Below are 15,686 nucleotides of genomic sequence, written 5' to 3' on the forward strand. Positions count from 1 at the left end.
TTGTCGGGGGGGCTCGTTTTGGTTTACAAGCCCCCGGGCTCCACCCCCCCCCGGGCCGCGTCCGCGGGGGGGTGGGCGGGTGACGCCGCGGGCCCCCGCGCGCGCGCCAACACCGGCTGGTCCTCGCCCTCTCGGGCGAGGGCTTTCGGCTGCGACCGTCCGTAGGACGGGCGCAGCCACTTGCTTGCTCCGCCAGGGGCACCTGGGCCGAACGCCTGCCGCAGGTCACGGGCGAACGTAGGCGAGTCGAGAAGCGTCTTCAGACCGGCATCGGGGTGGTCGGCGTGCTCGGGGTCGTGCTGGTGATCGGTCAGGGAGCCTCTCCTGCGTCTTCGGGCGGATCGGTCAAATGGGCGAAGTGCGGACGGACCGTGAGGCGGACGGACCGACGGTCCGCTCTCTTAACGGACTGCCGGACCGAGCGGACCGGACCGAGTGGTCCAAGCGGTCTGGTCCACTTGGCCGGTGAGTGGACCACGTTCCGAACGGTCCGGTCCGCTGGCGCGGTCCGTGAACGGATGGTCGGTAGATTCGGTCCGACGGACGGACCGATCGGTCCGTCCGGACCGTCGCGCCGGTCCATGCAGGCCGACCGGACGGTCCGATGGCCTGGCGCAGGAGATGGTCCGGCAGCTTCCGGACCGTGCGTCCGGACAGGCTGCCGGACGCCGGGCCGGACCGCACGCTGCGGACCCTGGACCGGTCCGGCTGGGTTGAGTGCGGCGGTCCGTCTCATCCGTCTCGCGTGCCGAAGTCCTTTGCCGCGCCCGGACCGTATGGGGTGGCGCTCCGTCCCGTTGCCGTCTTGGTCCGGTACAGCTGGTCCGGTTCGGTCCGGCCGCCCGACTTGTGCTCGGCAGACCGTGCCGGACGGCTCTCGGAAGGCTGCCGTCCCGGTGGTGGGCGTGGGGAGAGCGGATGCGACGTCGGTGACGGTATCTACCCCACCCGGGGGTCGGGGTCAGCCGGCCGGGGCGCGCTGGGGAAGCGGGTGGATCTTGGGGCAGTAGCGGCGCCAGGAGTCGGCGAACTTGTTGAAGGTGTAGCCCTTGCGCTGGGTGCCGTCGGGCAGACGGATGTTGGCCGAGGAGATCCGGTAGTCCTTGAGCAGTCCGGCCAGCCCTCGGGCGGTGAGACCGCCGCGTCCGTGCTCGGCCCACGGCGCCTCGGGGTCGTCGTTGAGCGCCGCGAGGATCGCCGTGGTGGGCAGGGTGTCCGTGTCGCCGTGGGTGAAGAAGATCCGGCGGATGTCGGCGAGGATCCGCGCGCCGCCGCAGCTGTCCTCCTCGATTTCTTCCTCGGCCGCGACCATCTGGGCGCACGCCAGGCGGGCGCGGTCCGGCCACGAGCCGCCGGCGAGGTCGGCGACGGCCACCAGGGGTTCCCAGGTGTCGGCGGCGCGGTCCTCGACCGGCATGTCCGGGTGCAGGTCCTCGGCCTTCTTGCGCACGAGGGAGGCCCACAGGGCGAGCTTGGCGCGGGTCTCCCGCAGCAGGTGACCGTCGCGGCGGTCCCGCAGCGGGGCGACGACCTCGCCGTCGGCACGGCGGCGCATGCGGATCACGACAGACCGGTCCATGATCGTGTCGGGCAGGTCGCCGATCCCGGCGAGGGCGGCCATGGCGAAGGTGTCGAACTCGCGGCCTGGTGGTCGTTGCCGACCGACCGGGTGACGGGCCGGTTGCGCTGGTGGCCGGCGTTCAGCAGGCCGCGCAGGCCTTCGTTCATCTCGGCCGTGCGGGGGTTGCCGAAGATGGTGTCGACCTCGTCGACCAGCAGGGTCCTGGGCCGGTCGCTGATCGAGCGGTAGATCGCCGCCGCGCTCGTGTTGACCGTGATCAGGGGATCGTGGACGGTCTCGACCAGGATGTCGAGCAGGCGGGACTTGCCGCACCGGCGGGCCGGAGCCACGATCGCCAGGCGCGGCGCGTGGTGCCACACCGCCTGCAGGTGCGTCGCGGCGACCCACAGAGTGACCGCATCCAGCGCCTCCGCGGAGGGTAGGACCGCGTACCGGCGGATGTGGGCGTGCAACTCCGTCAGCAGATCGGCACCCGGTGACTGCGGCATCGCGTCGAGGTCCGGCGTGCCGTCTGCCGCAAGGTCGTCGTCGTGCGCGCCCGACTCTCCGCCGGCTGTGGATTCGGCCAGGGGCTGGGCGTGGAGGCTGGCGCCGGGCTGGCCCGGGTTGGCGACCGGCGGCCAGGCGACCTCGGGCAGGTGGGGCGTGGAGGTGATGGCGGGGACTCCAGACTGCGGTGCGGCGGCAAGCTGCCGCACCGCGAAAGGGGCAGAGGATCACAGGAGATGGGGGTGCCGCAGAGTGGGCCTTCGCCAGGCGTGAGCGGTGCGGCGGCCAGCGCGAACGGTAGGACCGCTCGGGGCCGGGATCCATCGTGGGGCGCAAGATCAGCCGGCGGTGGACGAAACGGCTTCCGGGCTTCGGCGCGGTGGTGGGACGAGCGGGATCAGGCGGCGGCGTGGTCGGCGCGCTGGCCGTCCAGCCAGGCCTCCACCTCCGTCCAGCGGTAGCGCAGGTGCCGACCGACCTTGATCGCGGCCGGGCCCTGGCCGCGGTGCCGCCAGGCGTACACGGTGCCCAGCGGGACACCGAGGTACGCGGCAAGCTCCTCCGCGGTGGCCAGTGGCCGGCGATCGGTGGTGGCGGCGCGGAACGTCTTGGGCAAGAGGTCTCCAACAGGTAGGGAAAGGGGGGTGTGCGGGCGCGCCGAAGAAGCCCCAAGAATGGGGCGTCCCGAGGCCGTGAGGAGGGAAGTCTCCATGCAACCCGGCTCGGAACCTAAAAGGGTCCGGGGCTGGCTTACCGGCCGTCCGACGGGAGTGCGGAGGTTCCACTTTCGCGGCGGCCGTTGAAGACGCTATCTGCTGGCATAGCTCCCGAGCCAGGAATTCGGCGGTTTCCCCGAAAAAAATCTTGATCAGCCCCGCCGCAGGCGTCCGACCAGGGCAGAAGGGGCGATGCCCCGGGCTTCCGACCTTCCCTGACCGGCTCCGAGGCCTTTGTGCGGACCCACCTGAAAAGCATCCTGGAAGCCCGGGACGATTCGGCACGATCGGACACCATCCAGTCTGCCCGGGATGATCCGGCGGCTTCTCCTTGACAAATGGCTGCCGGTCGATAAACATCCAACACCCACCCCGGGAGAGCGGCTTTCGTGCGCCTCCCAACGCGCCGCCAATCAAGCGTTGCGCCTCACGTCACCACTTCACCCAATCGCCGGCCACGGGCCGCGCCCTCCCATGCCCCCGACCGAAGGAGCCGAATGGCGACCGTCTACGACACCTGGCACAAGACCCACCCCCGGCCGACCGACAAGCCCTGCCGCGAGCACAAGGGCAAGTACCCGACCGCCGAGCACGGCAAGGGCAAGCGCTGGCAGGTCCGCTACCGCGACCCCAGCGGCGAGCAGCGCAAGCTCAACTTCGCCCGGCGAGCGGACGCTGACGCGGAGGCTTCCCGTCTCGACAACGACCTGAACCGCGGCGCCTACATCGACCCCGCCCTCGGCAAGGAGACGTTCCGTGAGGTCGGCGAGCGATGGCGGGAGAGCGCCGTCCACGGGGCGAGCACCGTCGAGCGCGTCGACCGCGCCCTTCGCCTGCACATCTATCCGATCCTCGGCGACGGGGCCATCGCGGGCTTCAGGACCTCGGACATCCAGGGCTGGGTCAAGGACCGTTCGAAGGTCCTGGCGCCGTCGACCCTGCGGGTGCACTACAGCTACGTGACTGCGATCTTTCGCGTCGCGGAGCTCGACCGCCAGATTCCGTTCAACCCGACGAAGGGGGTGAGGCTGCCGCCTCCGCCGCGCAAGGAGATCGTCCCGCTTGCCGTCGAGGTTGTGGCGGCCCTGGTCGACGCCGCCCCTGGCTGGTACCGGGTGCTGCTGCTACTGGCAGCGGCCTCGGGGCTGCGGCAGGGCGAGCTGTTCGGCCTTGAGCTTGGGCACATCGACTTCAAGCGCGGCACCGTCCAGGTGAAGCAGCAGGTGATCGCTCCGGATCAGGGCGAGCCTTACCTCGCGCCGCCGAAGACTCACGAGAGCCACCGGACGGTTCCGGTGGCCAAGCCCGCGATGGATGCGCTGGCAGCGCATCTGGAGAAGTACCCGGCTCGCCGGGTCGATATCGAGGACCGCACCGACCCGCGCCCCTCCAAGTGGAAGCGGCGGAAGGCGCTGCTCGTCTTCACCAACGAGCGCGGTGAGGCGATCCGCCGTGCGGCCTGGGCGTCGGTCTGGGAGAACCTTGCGCGGGTCGCCGACAAGACCCTGCGGAAGCAGTACGAGGGCGCGTTCAAGAGCTGGGAGCGCCGTGGCCGGCCGGCCGACGGGGAGCCGACGCTCCGCCAGGTGCCGGACGACGCGACGATGCACGACCTCCGGCACTTCTACGCCTCGGTGCTGATCAAGCACCGGGAGAGCGTCAAGACGGTGCAGAAGCGCCTCGGCCACGCCAAGCCGTCGATCACGCTCAACACCTACACCCACCTGTGGCCGGACGAGGAGGACACAACGAGGGCTGCGATCGAGGCTGTCTTCCGCATTGTGCCCTCGATGTGCCCTCCCGGGCCGAAAAGCTAGCGTTTCCGCAGGTCAGCGGGGTTTGCTAGCGGTAGTTCACGAACTGGATCGCGAAGTCCAGGTCCTTGCCCTTGAGCAGCGCCTGGACGGCCTGCAGGTCGTCCCGGCTCTTCGAGCTCACCCGCAGCTCGTCGCCCTGGACCTGGGCCTTCACGCCCTTGGGGCCCTCGTCACGGATGATCTTCGCGATCTTCTTGGCATCGTCCTGGGAGATGCCCTCCTTCACGTCCGCGAAGATCTTGTACTCCTTGCCGGACAGCTGCGGGTCCTTGGCGTCCAGCGCCTTCAGCGACAGGTTGCGCTTGATGAACTTGCTCTGCAGCACGTCCAGGATGGCCTTGACGCGCTCCTCGCCGTTGGCCTTCATCTCGATCGTCTCGCCGGAGCGCTTGATGTCGGCGCCGACGTTCTTGAAGTCGAAGCGGGTGGCGATCTCGCGGGAGGTCTGGTTGATCGCGTTGTCGACCTCCTGCCACTCGACCTTCGAGACGATGTCGAAACTGGAGTCGGCCATGGGTGTTGGTCTCCTTGATGCTCTGGCTGCACTGACACGGCCGCCCCACCGGACGCCCGCCGCCCCAGCCTATCCAGCCCGCCCCCGCCACCGCCCAGGACAGTCGCGCCACACCCGCCGATCGCGCCCCACGGAACCAGGTGGCGGACCACCCCCCGGCATCGGGTAAGGTTTACCCAGTCGAACGGGGCAAGCCCCCGGGAGGCGAACATCCTGGCTGGTTGCCCGAGCGGCCAAAGGGAGCAGACTGTAAATCTGTCGCGCAAGCTACGCAGGTTCGAACCCTGCACCAGCCACAGGATAGATGGAAGGCCCCCGGTTCACGGAGACGTGGACCGGGGGCCTTTTGTCGTTCCCGGGGTCAGTGGGGGAGGGTGAGGAGCAGGGCGGCGGCGGTGGGGGTGTCGGGGGCGGTGTGGGTGGGGGTGGGGTGGGACGGGGGGAGGGGCGGGGGTGGGGAGGGGGTGATCCAGATGGAGCGGAGGCCGGTGGCGTGGGCGCCGCGGAGGTCGGTGGCGGGGTTGTTGCCGACCATCCAGTCGGCGGGGGTGAGGGTGCGGCCGAGGCGGGTGGCGGCGAGGTGGAAGATCGCGGGGGCCGGCTTGCGGGCGCCGGCCTCCTCGGAGACGCAGACGGTGTCGACGGCGGGGAGCAGGCCGGTGCGGGCGAGTTTGGCGCGCTGGATGTCGGTGCAGCCGTTGGTGACGACGGCGATGGTCCAGCCGGCCGCGCGGAGGGCGGCGAGGGCTTCGGGGACGCCGGGGATCAGGTGGGTGCGGGTGGCCTCGTGGGCGACGTGCTCCTTCCAGAGGGCGGTGCCGGAGCGGGGGAGGCCGTAGTGGGCGGCGATCCGGGTGAAGCCGGCGGGGGAGCGGTCGGTGAGGAAGAGGCCGAAGACGGTGGGGGCAGCCTCGGCGGGCAGGCCGTGGGCGGCGCAGAAGGCGGGGGCCCAGGCGTCGGCGCCGCCGTCGCGTTCGACGAGGGTGTGGTCCAGGTCGATGAGGAGCAGGGGGGAGGGCGGAGAGTGCTGGGGCATGTGCGGAGGGTAGTGGAGTGCGAGGGGTGGCGTTATTGCGAATGACTTGCAATTACCTGACCCAGGCAGCACAGTGGTGGGGCAGGGTGGGGCCGGACCGTTCAGCTTCACCGCCGAGCAGTCCCGGCCGTGCGTGAGCGCGCCGGGAGTCCTCCGTAAGAGCTGATCGTCTTCCCAACCGGCGCCCGCCGGGACAGCGGTCCGCCCACCCCGCCCAGTCGCCGTCAAGGGCTCGTCAAGAGCGGGCGACGGCGCGTCAGGAACGCGTAGGGGCCGTGGGGTGCAGCCGGCCGGCACCCGCAGGATCGGGGCAACCGATCGACTGCGGAGGTTCCGTCCGATGTCCAGCACCCTCGCCGCCACCACAGAGCCTCCGGATACCGCCGCCGGCGCCGAGGACCGGCACCGGCTGACCGCGCTGGGCGGACTGGCGGCGCTGTCGCTGGACGCGATGGCCTCGGTGGCGTACGGGCCGGAGTCCGTGGTGCTGGTGCTCGCCGCGGCGGGGGCGTACGGCCTGGGGTTCACGCTGCCGGTCACGGCGGCGATCGCGGTGCTGCTGGCGGTGCTGGTCGCCTCGTACCGGCAGGTCATCGCGGCCTTCCCGGACGGCGGCGGCTCGTACGCGGTGGCCAAGGCGCACCTGGGGCGACGGACGGCGCTGACCGCCGCGGCCTCGCTGGTGGTCGACTACGTGCTGAACGTGGCGGTGTCGGTGACGGCCGGCGTGGCGGCGCTGACGTCGGCGGTGCCGGGTCTGTACGAGGACCGGGTGTGGCTCTGCCTGGGCGTGCTGGCGCTGGTCACGGCGGTGAACCTGCGCGGGATCGCCGAGTCGGCCCGCTGGTTCATGGCGCCGACCGCCGTCTTCGTGCTCTCGATCCTGGCGATCGTCGTGGCCGGCCTGTTCCGGGACGCGCCGGTGAGCACGGCGGCGGCCGACGGGCACGCGTCCGTGCTGACGGAGAACGCCACGGCGGTCGGTGCGTTGCTGCTGCTCAAGGCCTTCGCGGCCGGCTGCTCCGCGCTGACCGGTGTGGAGGCGGTGGCGAACGCCGTCCCGTCCTTCCGCGCGCCGGGCGTGAAGCGGGCGCAGCACACCGAGGTCGCGCTCGGCGCGCTGCTCGGCGTGATGCTGATCGGACTGGCGGTGCTGATCGGCCGCTTCCACCTCCAGCCGGTCGAGGGCGTCACCGTGCTCGCCCAGCTGGCCGACGCCTCGCTCGGCCACGGCGCCGGCTTCTACGTGGTGCAGTTCGCCACCGTGGTCCTGCTCGGCCTGGCCGCCAACACCTCCTTCGGCGGCCTGCCGGTCCTGCTGCACCTGCTGGCCCGCGACCACCACCTCCCGCACGTCTTCGCCCTGCGCGCCGACCGCCAGGTGCACCGACACGGCGTGCTCTTCCTGGCCGCCGTCTCCGCGCTGCTGCTGGTCGGCTCGGGCGGCGACGTCAACAGCCTGGTCCCGCTCTTCGCGATCGGGGTGTTCGTCGGCTTCACGATCTGCCAGGTCGGCATGGTCCGCCACTGGTACGGCGGGAAGCCGGCCGGCTGGCGGTGGCGGGCGGCGCTGAACGGCTTCGGCGCGCTGCTCACCGGCACCGCCGCCCTCGTCGTCACCGGCACCAGGTTCACCGACGGCGCCTGGGGCATCTGCCTGGCCCTGCCGCTGCTGGTGCTGCTGTTCGAGGCGGTGCACCGCGGCTACGCCCGGATCGGCGAGCGCCTGGAACTGGGACGCGTCCCCGGACCGCTCACCCCGCAGCGCAGCCTGGTCGTCGTCCCCGTCACCGCCATCACCCGGCTCACCCGCGACGGCCTCTCCGCCGCACTCTCCCTCGGCGACGAAGTCCTCGCCGTCACCGTCGTCCACGAGCCCGCCGAGGCCGAGGCGCTGCGCCGGGACTGGGAGCTGTGGCGGCCCGGCGTGCCGCTGATCGAGATCCCGGACGCCCACCGCCGACTCGGCCCGCCGATCGCCGCCTTCGTCAACGACCTCGCCGCCGAGCACGCCTACGACCGCCTCACCGTCCTCATCCCCGAGGTCGAACCCACCCGCCCCTGGCAGCGCGCCCTGCAGAACCGCCGCGGCGCCGTCATCGACCGGGCGCTGCGCCGGCACACCGACGCGGTGGTCTGCCGGCTCCGGATGAGGATGTGACGACGGGCGCGACGGTGGATGTCACGACGGGCGTGACCCCGAAGGTGAGCACCCCGGTCATCGCCCCCCCCGGAGGAATTGCCATGATATGCCCCATGTAAATGGCGGGATCGTCATATCTTGACGATGTCTTAACGCCCCCCCTTGACGCCCTCGAAACGCCCCGGCCCCACCCGGAACGCCTCGCGCGTAGCCGCTCCGACCTGCGGAAACATCCCGCCCGTCCGTCAATCCTGACGTCATGAGCACGCCGGAACGTCCCATTGCGCGCCCGTCGCACACGCTTACGCTCGCCGATGTGTTCAACGTGCCCCAGGCGCTCAAGCGCCTCGTGATCGGCAGGGCCATGCGCAGCGAGGAGCTCGGCGAGACCCTGCTCCCCAAGCGCCTGGCCCTGCCGATCTTCGCCTCCGACCCGCTCTCCTCGGTCGCCTACGCGACCCAGGAGATCCTGCTGGTGCTCACCGTCGGCGGCACCGCCTTCCTCTACCTCACCCCGTGGGTCGCGGCCGGCGTGGTCGCGCTGATGGCGGTCGTGGTGATGTCCTACCGCCAGGTCGTGCACGCCTACCCGAGCGGCGGCGGTTCCTACGAGGTCGTCTCCCGCAACCTGGGCGCCAACTCGGGCCTGGTGGTGGCCGCCTCGCTGCTGGTCGACTACGTGATGACGGTCGCCGTCTCGGTGGCCTCCGGCGTGGACAACATCATCTCGGCGCTGCCCTCGCTGGCGGACCACCGGGTGGAGCTGGCGCTCGGCTTCGTGCTGCTGCTGATGGCGATGAACCTGCGCGGCGTCCGTGAGTCCGGCAAGGCCTTCGCCGCGCCGACCTACCTGTTCATCGGCGCCATGCTGCTGATGGTGGTCACCGGCCTGGTGCGGGTGGCGTTCGGCGACGCGCCGGTGGCCTCCAGCGCCGCGTACGGGATCGTTCCGGAGGACGGCAAGGACACCCTGGCCGGGCTGGGGCTGCTGATGCTGGGGCTGCGGGCGTTCGCCTCCGGCTGCACGGCGCTGACCGGGGTGGAGGCGATCTCCAACGGCGTGCCGGCCTTCCGGGCGCCGAAGTCGCGCAACGCCGCCGCCACCATGGCCGTGATGGGCACCACGGCCGTGGTGATGTTCGTCGGCATCACCTCCCTGGCGCTGATCTCCGACGTCCACATCGCCGACGACACCTGCCACCTCAGCGGCTTCCCCGGGAACTGCGCGAACGCGCCGCAGCAGACCGTGATCGCCCAGCTGGCGGCGGCGATCTTCGGCGGTGACCACAGCGTCCTGTTCTACGCCGTCCAGGCGGTCACCGCGCTGGTGCTGATCCTGGCCGCCAACACGGCGTTCAACGGCTTCCCGCTGCTCGCCTCGATCCTGGCCGAGCACCGCTACCTGCCCCGGCAGATGCACACCCGCGGCGACCGCCTGGCCTTCTCCAACGGCATCATCGCGCTCGCGGTGGTGGCCGGCGGGCTGCTCTGGCTGTACGACGCGGACGTCACCAGCCTGATCCACCTCTACATCCTGGGCGTCTTCACCTCCTTCACGCTGTCGCAGATCGGCATGGTGCGGCACTGGAACCGGGCCCTGGCCACCGAGACCGACCCGGCGGTGCGCGGCGCGGCCCGCCGCTCCCGGGCGATCAACTTCTTCGGCGCCGTCACCACGGCGCTGGTGCTGGTGATCGTGCTGCTGACCAAGTTCACCCAGGGCGCCTGGCTGGCCGTGGTCGCGGCGGTGGTGCTCTGGCTGATGATGCGCGGCATCCGCCGGCACTACGACAGCGTCGCGGAGGAACTGGCGGTGGACGACGCGCGGGCCGAGGCGGTGCGGCCGTCCAAGGTGCACGGCATCGTGCTGGTCTCCCAGGTGCACAAACCGACCCTGCGGGCGCTCGGCTACGCGCAGGCGTTCGCGCCGGACTCGCTGGAGGCGCTCACCGTCGCGGTGGAGCCGGAGGCCACCGGGGACCTGGAGCGCCGGTGGCGGGAGCTGGACGTCCAGGTGCCGCTGAAGGTGCTGGACTCGCCGTACCGGGAGATCACCAAGCCGGTGGTGCAGTACGTCCGGGACCGGCGGCGGACCAGCCCGCGGGACGCGGTGGCGGTCTTCATCCCCGAGTACGTGGTCGGCCACTGGTGGGAGCACCTGCTGCACAACCAGTCGGCGCTCTGGCTGAAGAGCCGGCTGCTGTTCACGCCGGGGGTGATGGTGATCAGCGTGCCGTGGCAGCTGACCTCCGCGGGCCGGGCGAACCGGCCCTCGCGGCGCGCCCCCGGCGCGGTCCGGCGCGGGGAGCCCTCCGTTCGGTCGGAGCAGGCGAGGAGCAGGACCCCCGAGCGCGCGTAGCGCGTCCGCGCACCGGAACGAGGCCCCGGACGGCACCCGCCGCCCGGGGCCTCGGCGTACCCGCGGCCGGGGCTTCGACGCACCCGCCGCCCCGGGCCTCGGCGCCCCCGGTCACGGCCCGGACAACGCCCCGTATGGAGCCCGTCAACAATCGAACGGACGCCGTATGGAGGGCGTCAAGGGAGCCCTTGACGCTCCGTGAGGGCGGTTGGCTGGCCTTGCCGGCCCGCCGCCGGCGCCGCACCCCCCGCTCCGTCGCGGGCGACGCGGCCACCTCCGAGCCACCGTGGTGGAGCCATGTCCGATCTCATCTACGTCGCCGTCACGCTCGCCGTGTTCGGCGTCATCGCCCTGATCGCGCGGGGGGTGGAGAAGCTGTGAGCGCGGAGAACATCGCAGGTCTCATCGTGGCCGTCGCCCTCGTCGGCTATCTCGTCCTCGCGCTGATCCACCCGGAGAAGTTCTGACATGGGCTCGACTCTCGCGGGCTGGCTGCAGGTCCTCGCCCTGGTGGGCGCCCTGGCCCTGTGCTACCGCCCCCTGGGCGACTACATCGCCCGCATCCTCACCACCTCCCGGCACCTCAGAGCCGAGAAGGCGCTCTACCGGGTGATCGGCGTGGACGCCGACGCCGACCAGCGCTGGCCGGTCTACCTGCGCTCGGTGCTGGCCTTCTCGGCGGTCTCCGTCCTCTTCCTCTACGGCCTGATCCGCCTCCAGCAGTGGCTGCCGCTGAACCTCGGCGTCGAGCAGATGCCGGGCCACCAGGCCTGGAACACCGCGATCTCCTTCACGGCCAACACCAACTGGCAGTCCTACAGCGGCGAGGCCGCGATGGGGCACCTGGCCCAGATGGCCGGCCTCGCGGTGCAGAACTTCGTCTCCGCGGCCGTCGGCATCGCGGTCGTCGCCACGCTCATCCGCGGCTTCACCCGCAACCGCACCGACCGGGTCGGCAACTTCTGGGTCGACCTCACCCGGATCAGCGTGCGGCTGCTGCTGCCGGTCGCGGTCGTCTTCGCCCTCGTCCTGGTGGCGAGCGGCGTGGTGCAGAACTTCCACGGCTTCCACGAGGTCGCCACGCTGGCCGGCGACCCGCAGGCGATCCCGGGCGGGCCGGTGGCCTCCCAGGAGGTCATCAAGCTGCTGGGCACCAACGGCGGCGGCTTCTACAACGCCAACTCGGCGCACCCCTTCGAGAACCCGAGCGGCTTCTCCAACCTGGTCGAGGTCTTCCTCATCCTGCTGATCCCGTTCGCGCTGCCGCGCGCCTTCGGCCGGATGGTCGGCGACCACCGCCAGGGCTACGCGATCGTCTCCGTGATGGCGCTGTTCTGGATCGCCTCGACGGCGCTGATCACCCTCGCCGAGTCGCAGCACGCGGGCAGCGCCCTTCAGGCGGCCGGCGGGGCGATGGAGGGCAAGGAGCAGCGCTTCGGCATCGCGGCCAGCTCGATGTTCGCGGCGTCGACGACGCTGACCTCGACCGGCGCGGTGAACTCCTTCCACGACTCGTACACGCCGTTCGGCGGCGGGCTGACGATGTTCAACATGATGCTGGGCGAGATCGCGCCCGGCGGGGTGGGCTCGGGCCTCTACGGGATGCTGGTGCTGGCCGTCGTCGCGGTCTTCGTGGCCGGGCTGATGGTCGGACGCACCCCGGAGTACCTGGGCAAGAAGCTCGGCGGGCGGGAGATGAAGTTCGCCTCCCTCTACATCCTCACCACGCCGACGATCGTGCTGGTCGGCACGGGTGTGGCGATGGCGCTGCCGGGCGAGCGGGCCGGGATGCTCAACACCGGTGCGCACGGTTTCTCCGAGGTGCTGTACGCGTTCACCTCGGGCGCCAACAACAACGGCTCGGCGTTCGGCGGCATCACGGTCAACACCGACTGGTACGACACCGCGATCGGCCTGGCCATGGTGTTCGGCCGGTTCGTGCCGATGGTCTTCGTCCTCGCCCTGGCCGGCGCGCTCGCGCAGCAGCAGCCGGTCCCCGCCACCCCGGGCACCCTGCCCACCCACAAGCCGCTGTTCGTGGGCCTGCTGTCGGGCGTCGTCCTGATCGTCGTCGGCCTCACCTACTTCCCGGCCCTGGCCCTCGGGCCGATCGCGGAAGGTCTCTCCTGATGTCGTCCACCCTGACCGAAGAGTCCGAGCGGGCCGGTGCGCCGGCCCCGCAGCCGGAGCCGGCGTCCGCCGGGGCGCCGCACCGCGCGGCCGGCGGCCTGCTGGACCCGAAACTGCTCCTGTCCTCCCTGCCGGACGCGGTGAAGAAGCTCGACCCCCGGGTGATGGTCAAGAACCCGGTGATGTTCGTGGTCGAGGTCGGCTCCGTCGTCACCACCGTCGCGGCGGTGGCCGACCCGAGCGTGTTCGCCTGGGCGATCACGGTGTGGCTCTGGCTGACCACGGTCTTCGCCAACCTGGCCGAGGCCGTCGCCGAGGGCCGCGGCAAGGCGCAGGCCGACACCCTGCGCCGCACCAAGAGCGACACCATGGCGCGCCGCCTCACCGGCTGGCCGGCGTCGCGGGCCGAGGAGGAGGTGCCCGGCACCGCCCTGCGGCTGGGCGACCACGTGGTGGTCGAGGCCGGCCAGACCATCCCCGGCGACGGCGACGTCGTCGAGGGCGTCGCCTCGGTCGACGAGTCGGCGATCACCGGCGAGTCCGCGCCGGTGATCCGCGAGTCGGGCGGTGACCGCTCGGCGGTGACCGGAGGCACCAAGGTGCTGTCCGACCGGATCGTGGTGAAGATCTCCTCCGAGCCCGGCAAGACCTTCATCGACCGGATGATCGCGCTCGTCGAGGGCGCCGCCCGGCAGAAGACGCCCAACGAGATCGCGCTCAACATCCTGCTGGCCTCGCTGACCATCGTCTTCCTGGTCGCGGTCGTCACCCTGCAGCCGATGGCGAGCTACGCGAGCGCCCCGCAGTCGATGATCGTGCTGGTCGCGCTGATCGTGGCGCTGATCCCGACGACGATCGGCGCGCTGCTCTCGGCGATCGGCATCGCGGGCATGGACCGGCTGGTGCAGCGCAACGTGCTGGCGATGTCGGGCCGCGCCGTCGAGGCCGCCGGCGACGTCACCACCCTGCTGCTCGACAAGACCGGCACCATCACCCTCGGCAACCGCCAGGCCGCCGAGTTCCGGCCGGCCCGGGGCGTGCGCACCGAGGAACTCGCCGACGCCGCCCAGCTCTCCTCCCTCGCGGACGAGACGCCGGAGGGCCGCTCGATCGTGGTCCTCGCCAAGACGGCGTACGGCCTGCGGGCCCGCGCCCAGGGCGAGCTGGCCCACGCCACCTGGGTGCCGTTCACGGCGCAGACCCGGATGTCCGGGGTGGACCTCGACGAGCCGGAAGGGCTCCAGCAGGTCCGCAAGGGCGCGGCCGCGGCCGTCTCCGCCTGGGTCGACGGCAACGGCGGCACCGTCACCGACGAGGTCTCCGCCCTGGTCGACGGCATCTCCGCGGCCGGCGGCACCCCGCTGGTCGTCGCGGTCAGGAGCGGTGACGCGCCCGCCCGGGTGCTCGGCGTCATCCACCTCAAGGACGTGGTCAAGGAGGGCATGCGGGAGCGGTTCGACGAGCTGCGCCGGATGGGCATCAGGACCGTCATGATCACCGGCGACAACCCGCTGACGGCCCGGGCGATCGCGGAGGAGGCCGGCGTCGACGACTTCCTCGCCGAGGCCACCCCCGAGGACAAGATGGCCCTGATCAAGAAGGAGCAGGCCGGCGGCAAGCTGGTCGCGATGACGGGCGACGGCACCAACGACGCCCCCGCCCTCGCCCAGGCCGACGTCGGGGTCGCGATGAACACCGGCACCATGGCGGCCAAGGAGGCCGGCAACATGGTCGACCTGGACTCCAACCCCACCAAGCTGATCGAGATCGTCGAGATCGGCAAGCAGCTCCTCATCACCCGCGGCGCGCTGACCACCTTCTCCATCGCCAACGACGTCGCGAAGTACTTCGCGATCATCCCGGCGATGTTCGCGGCCGTGTACCCGGGCCTGGACAAGCTGAACATCATGCACCTGCACAGCCCGCAGTCCGCGATCACCTCGGCCATCGTCTTCAACGCCCTGGTCATCGTCGGCCTCATCCCGCTGGCCCTGCGCGGCGTGCGCTACCGCCCCTCCGACGCCGGCTCCCTGCTGCGCCGCAACATCGGCCTCTACGGCTTCGGCGGCCTCGTCGTCCCGTTCGTCGGCATCAAACTGATCGACCTGGTCGTCCAGTTCATCCCCGGCCTCAACTAGCAAGAGAGGAGAGCGTTCCATGTCCAAGCCCCTGCCCACCGCCGTGCGCACCTGCCTCACCGCGCTGCGCGCCCTGCTGGTCCTGACGGTGCTCCTCGGCATCGCCTACCCGCTGCTGGTCACCGGCGTCGCCCAGGCCGTGTTCACCGATCGGGCCAACGGCTCGATCGTCAAGGTCGACGGCAAGGAGGCCGGCTCCGGCCTGCTCGGCCAGAACTTCGACCTCCCCAAGCAGAACCCCGACGACCCGGACGAGGCCCCCCGCCCCGACCCGAAGTGGTTCCAGCCCCGCCCCGGCGCCCACGACCCCAAGGCCTCCGGCGCCTCCAACCTCGGCCCCACCAGCGAGGACCTCACCAAGACCGTCGAGGAGCGCCGCCAGGCCGTCGCCGCCTTCGACGGCGTCGACCCGGCGAGCGTCCCGGCGGACGCCCTCACCGCCTCCGGCTCCGGCCTCGACCCGCACATCTCCACCGCCTACGCCGAGCAGCAGGCCGAACGGGTCGCCAAGGCCCGCGACCTGCCGGTGGACACCGTCCGCGAGCTGGTCGGGAAGTACACCGACGGCCGGTCCCTGGGCTTCCTCGGACAGCCCGGCGTCAACGTCCTCCTGCTCAACAAGGCACTGGCGGAGCGGAAGTGACACAAGCTCGGCCGAGCACCTGAGGCGGGCCGGTCCGGACCCGGGCGAGCGCCCCCCGCCCGGACCCGCCCGCCCGCCGGGTCCCCCAACCGACGCCGAAAGAAAGAGCAGCGCCCCAG

10 protein-coding genes, 1 tRNA gene and 1 pseudogene are annotated in these 15,686 nt (G+C 71.5%); 8 read left to right on the forward strand and 4 right to left on the reverse strand.

Going from position 1 to position 15,686, the window contains the following annotated elements:
- Nucleotides 1-961 precede the first annotated feature (961 nt).
- Together ACFXAM_RS10115 and ACFXAM_RS10120 are read right to left on the reverse strand one after the other, a co-directional pair.
- Nucleotides 962-2,070: pseudogene (locus tag ACFXAM_RS10115) on the reverse strand (DUF3631 domain-containing protein).
- Nucleotides 2,071-2,468: 398 nt separating this feature from the next.
- Nucleotides 2,469-2,687, reverse strand: coding sequence for a helix-turn-helix transcriptional regulator (locus ACFXAM_RS10120; protein WP_380289383.1), 219 nt, complete (start codon nt 2,685-2,687; stop codon nt 2,469-2,471).
- Nucleotides 2,688-3,284: 597 nt separating this feature from the next.
- Between ACFXAM_RS10120 and ACFXAM_RS10125 the strand changes: the two genes are divergently transcribed.
- Nucleotides 3,285-4,604, forward strand: coding sequence for a tyrosine-type recombinase/integrase (locus ACFXAM_RS10125; protein WP_380289385.1), 1,320 nt, complete (start codon nt 3,285-3,287; stop codon nt 4,602-4,604).
- Between the two features lie 25 nt (nt 4,605-4,629).
- Here the strand turns inward: ACFXAM_RS10125 and ACFXAM_RS10130 are convergent, their stop codons facing one another.
- Nucleotides 4,630-5,118, reverse strand: a complete 489-nt coding sequence (locus ACFXAM_RS10130) for a YajQ family cyclic di-GMP-binding protein (protein WP_380289387.1) — start codon at nt 5,116-5,118, stop codon at nt 4,630-4,632.
- A 215-nt stretch (nt 5,119-5,333) separates the two neighbouring features.
- On the opposite strand from ACFXAM_RS10130, the gene ACFXAM_RS10135 reads away from it, so the two are divergent.
- Nucleotides 5,334-5,414, forward strand: a tRNA-Tyr gene (locus ACFXAM_RS10135).
- A 65-nt stretch (nt 5,415-5,479) separates the two neighbouring features.
- Here the strand turns inward: ACFXAM_RS10135 and ACFXAM_RS10140 are convergent.
- Nucleotides 5,480-6,154 (reverse strand): HAD family hydrolase, encoded by a 675-nt coding sequence (locus ACFXAM_RS10140; RefSeq protein ID WP_380289389.1) that lies wholly within the window; start codon nt 6,152-6,154, stop codon nt 5,480-5,482.
- 340 nt (nt 6,155-6,494) lie between these two features.
- Here ACFXAM_RS10140 and ACFXAM_RS10145 point away from each other — a divergent pair, with 340 nt between their 5' ends.
- From ACFXAM_RS10145 to kdpC, 6 genes are all read left to right on the forward strand, one after another.
- Complete coding sequence (locus tag ACFXAM_RS10145; protein WP_380289391.1) at nt 6,495-8,315, forward strand: APC family permease; 1,821 nt, start codon at nt 6,495-6,497, stop codon at nt 8,313-8,315.
- Nucleotides 8,316-8,613: 298 nt separating this feature from the next.
- On the forward strand, nt 8,614-10,656 hold the full coding sequence (locus tag ACFXAM_RS10150) for an APC family permease (RefSeq protein WP_380289393.1): 2,043 nt from the start codon (nt 8,614-8,616) through the stop codon (nt 10,654-10,656).
- A gap of 377 nt (nt 10,657-11,033) precedes the next feature.
- Nucleotides 11,034-11,123: a K(+)-transporting ATPase subunit F gene (gene kdpF, locus ACFXAM_RS10155; protein WP_380249463.1), complete on the forward strand. Its 90-nt coding sequence runs from the start codon at nt 11,034-11,036 to the stop codon at nt 11,121-11,123.
- A 1-nt stretch (nt 11,124) separates the two neighbouring features.
- Nucleotides 11,125-12,786, forward strand: a complete 1,662-nt coding sequence (gene kdpA / locus ACFXAM_RS10160) for a potassium-transporting ATPase subunit KdpA (RefSeq protein ID WP_380289395.1) — start codon at nt 11,125-11,127, stop codon at nt 12,784-12,786.
- Nucleotides 12,786-14,924 carry a potassium-transporting ATPase subunit KdpB gene (gene kdpB / locus ACFXAM_RS10165; protein ID WP_380289397.1) on the forward strand — a complete coding sequence of 713 codons (2,139 nt, stop codon included), beginning with the start codon at nt 12,786-12,788 and terminating at the stop codon, nt 14,922-14,924. Before kdpA ends, kdpB begins: the two co-directional genes overlap by 1 nt.
- Nucleotides 14,925-14,943: 19 nt before the next feature.
- On the forward strand, nt 14,944-15,567 hold the full coding sequence (gene kdpC / locus ACFXAM_RS10170; protein WP_380289398.1) for a potassium-transporting ATPase subunit KdpC: 624 nt from the start codon (nt 14,944-14,946) through the stop codon (nt 15,565-15,567).
- Nucleotides 15,568-15,686: the final 119 nt, after the last annotated feature.

This window comes from Kitasatospora sp. NPDC059462 (assembly GCF_042749955.1).
Lineage (GTDB): Bacteria > Actinomycetota > Actinomycetes > Streptomycetales > Streptomycetaceae > Kitasatospora.

What these genes read in the sequence shown, in the direction of transcription:
- ACFXAM_RS10125 (WP_380289385.1), top strand. Translation starts at nt 3,285, where the DNA reads ATGGCGACCGTCTACGACACCTGGCACAAGACCCACCCCCGGCCGACC.
- ACFXAM_RS10130 (WP_380289387.1), bottom strand. Translation starts at nt 5,118, where the DNA reads ATGGCCGACTCCAGTTTCGACATCGTCTCGAAGGTCGAGTGGCAGGAG.
- ACFXAM_RS10140 (WP_380289389.1), bottom strand. Translation starts at nt 6,154, where the DNA reads ATGCCCCAGCACTCTCCGCCCTCCCCCCTGCTCCTCATCGACCTGGAC.
- ACFXAM_RS10145 (WP_380289391.1), top strand. Translation starts at nt 6,495, where the DNA reads ATGTCCAGCACCCTCGCCGCCACCACAGAGCCTCCGGATACCGCCGCC.
- kdpA (WP_380289395.1), top strand. Translation starts at nt 11,125, where the DNA reads ATGGGCTCGACTCTCGCGGGCTGGCTGCAGGTCCTCGCCCTGGTGGGC.
- kdpB (WP_380289397.1), top strand. Translation starts at nt 12,786, where the DNA reads ATGTCGTCCACCCTGACCGAAGAGTCCGAGCGGGCCGGTGCGCCGGCC.
- kdpC (WP_380289398.1), top strand. Translation starts at nt 14,944, where the DNA reads ATGTCCAAGCCCCTGCCCACCGCCGTGCGCACCTGCCTCACCGCGCTG.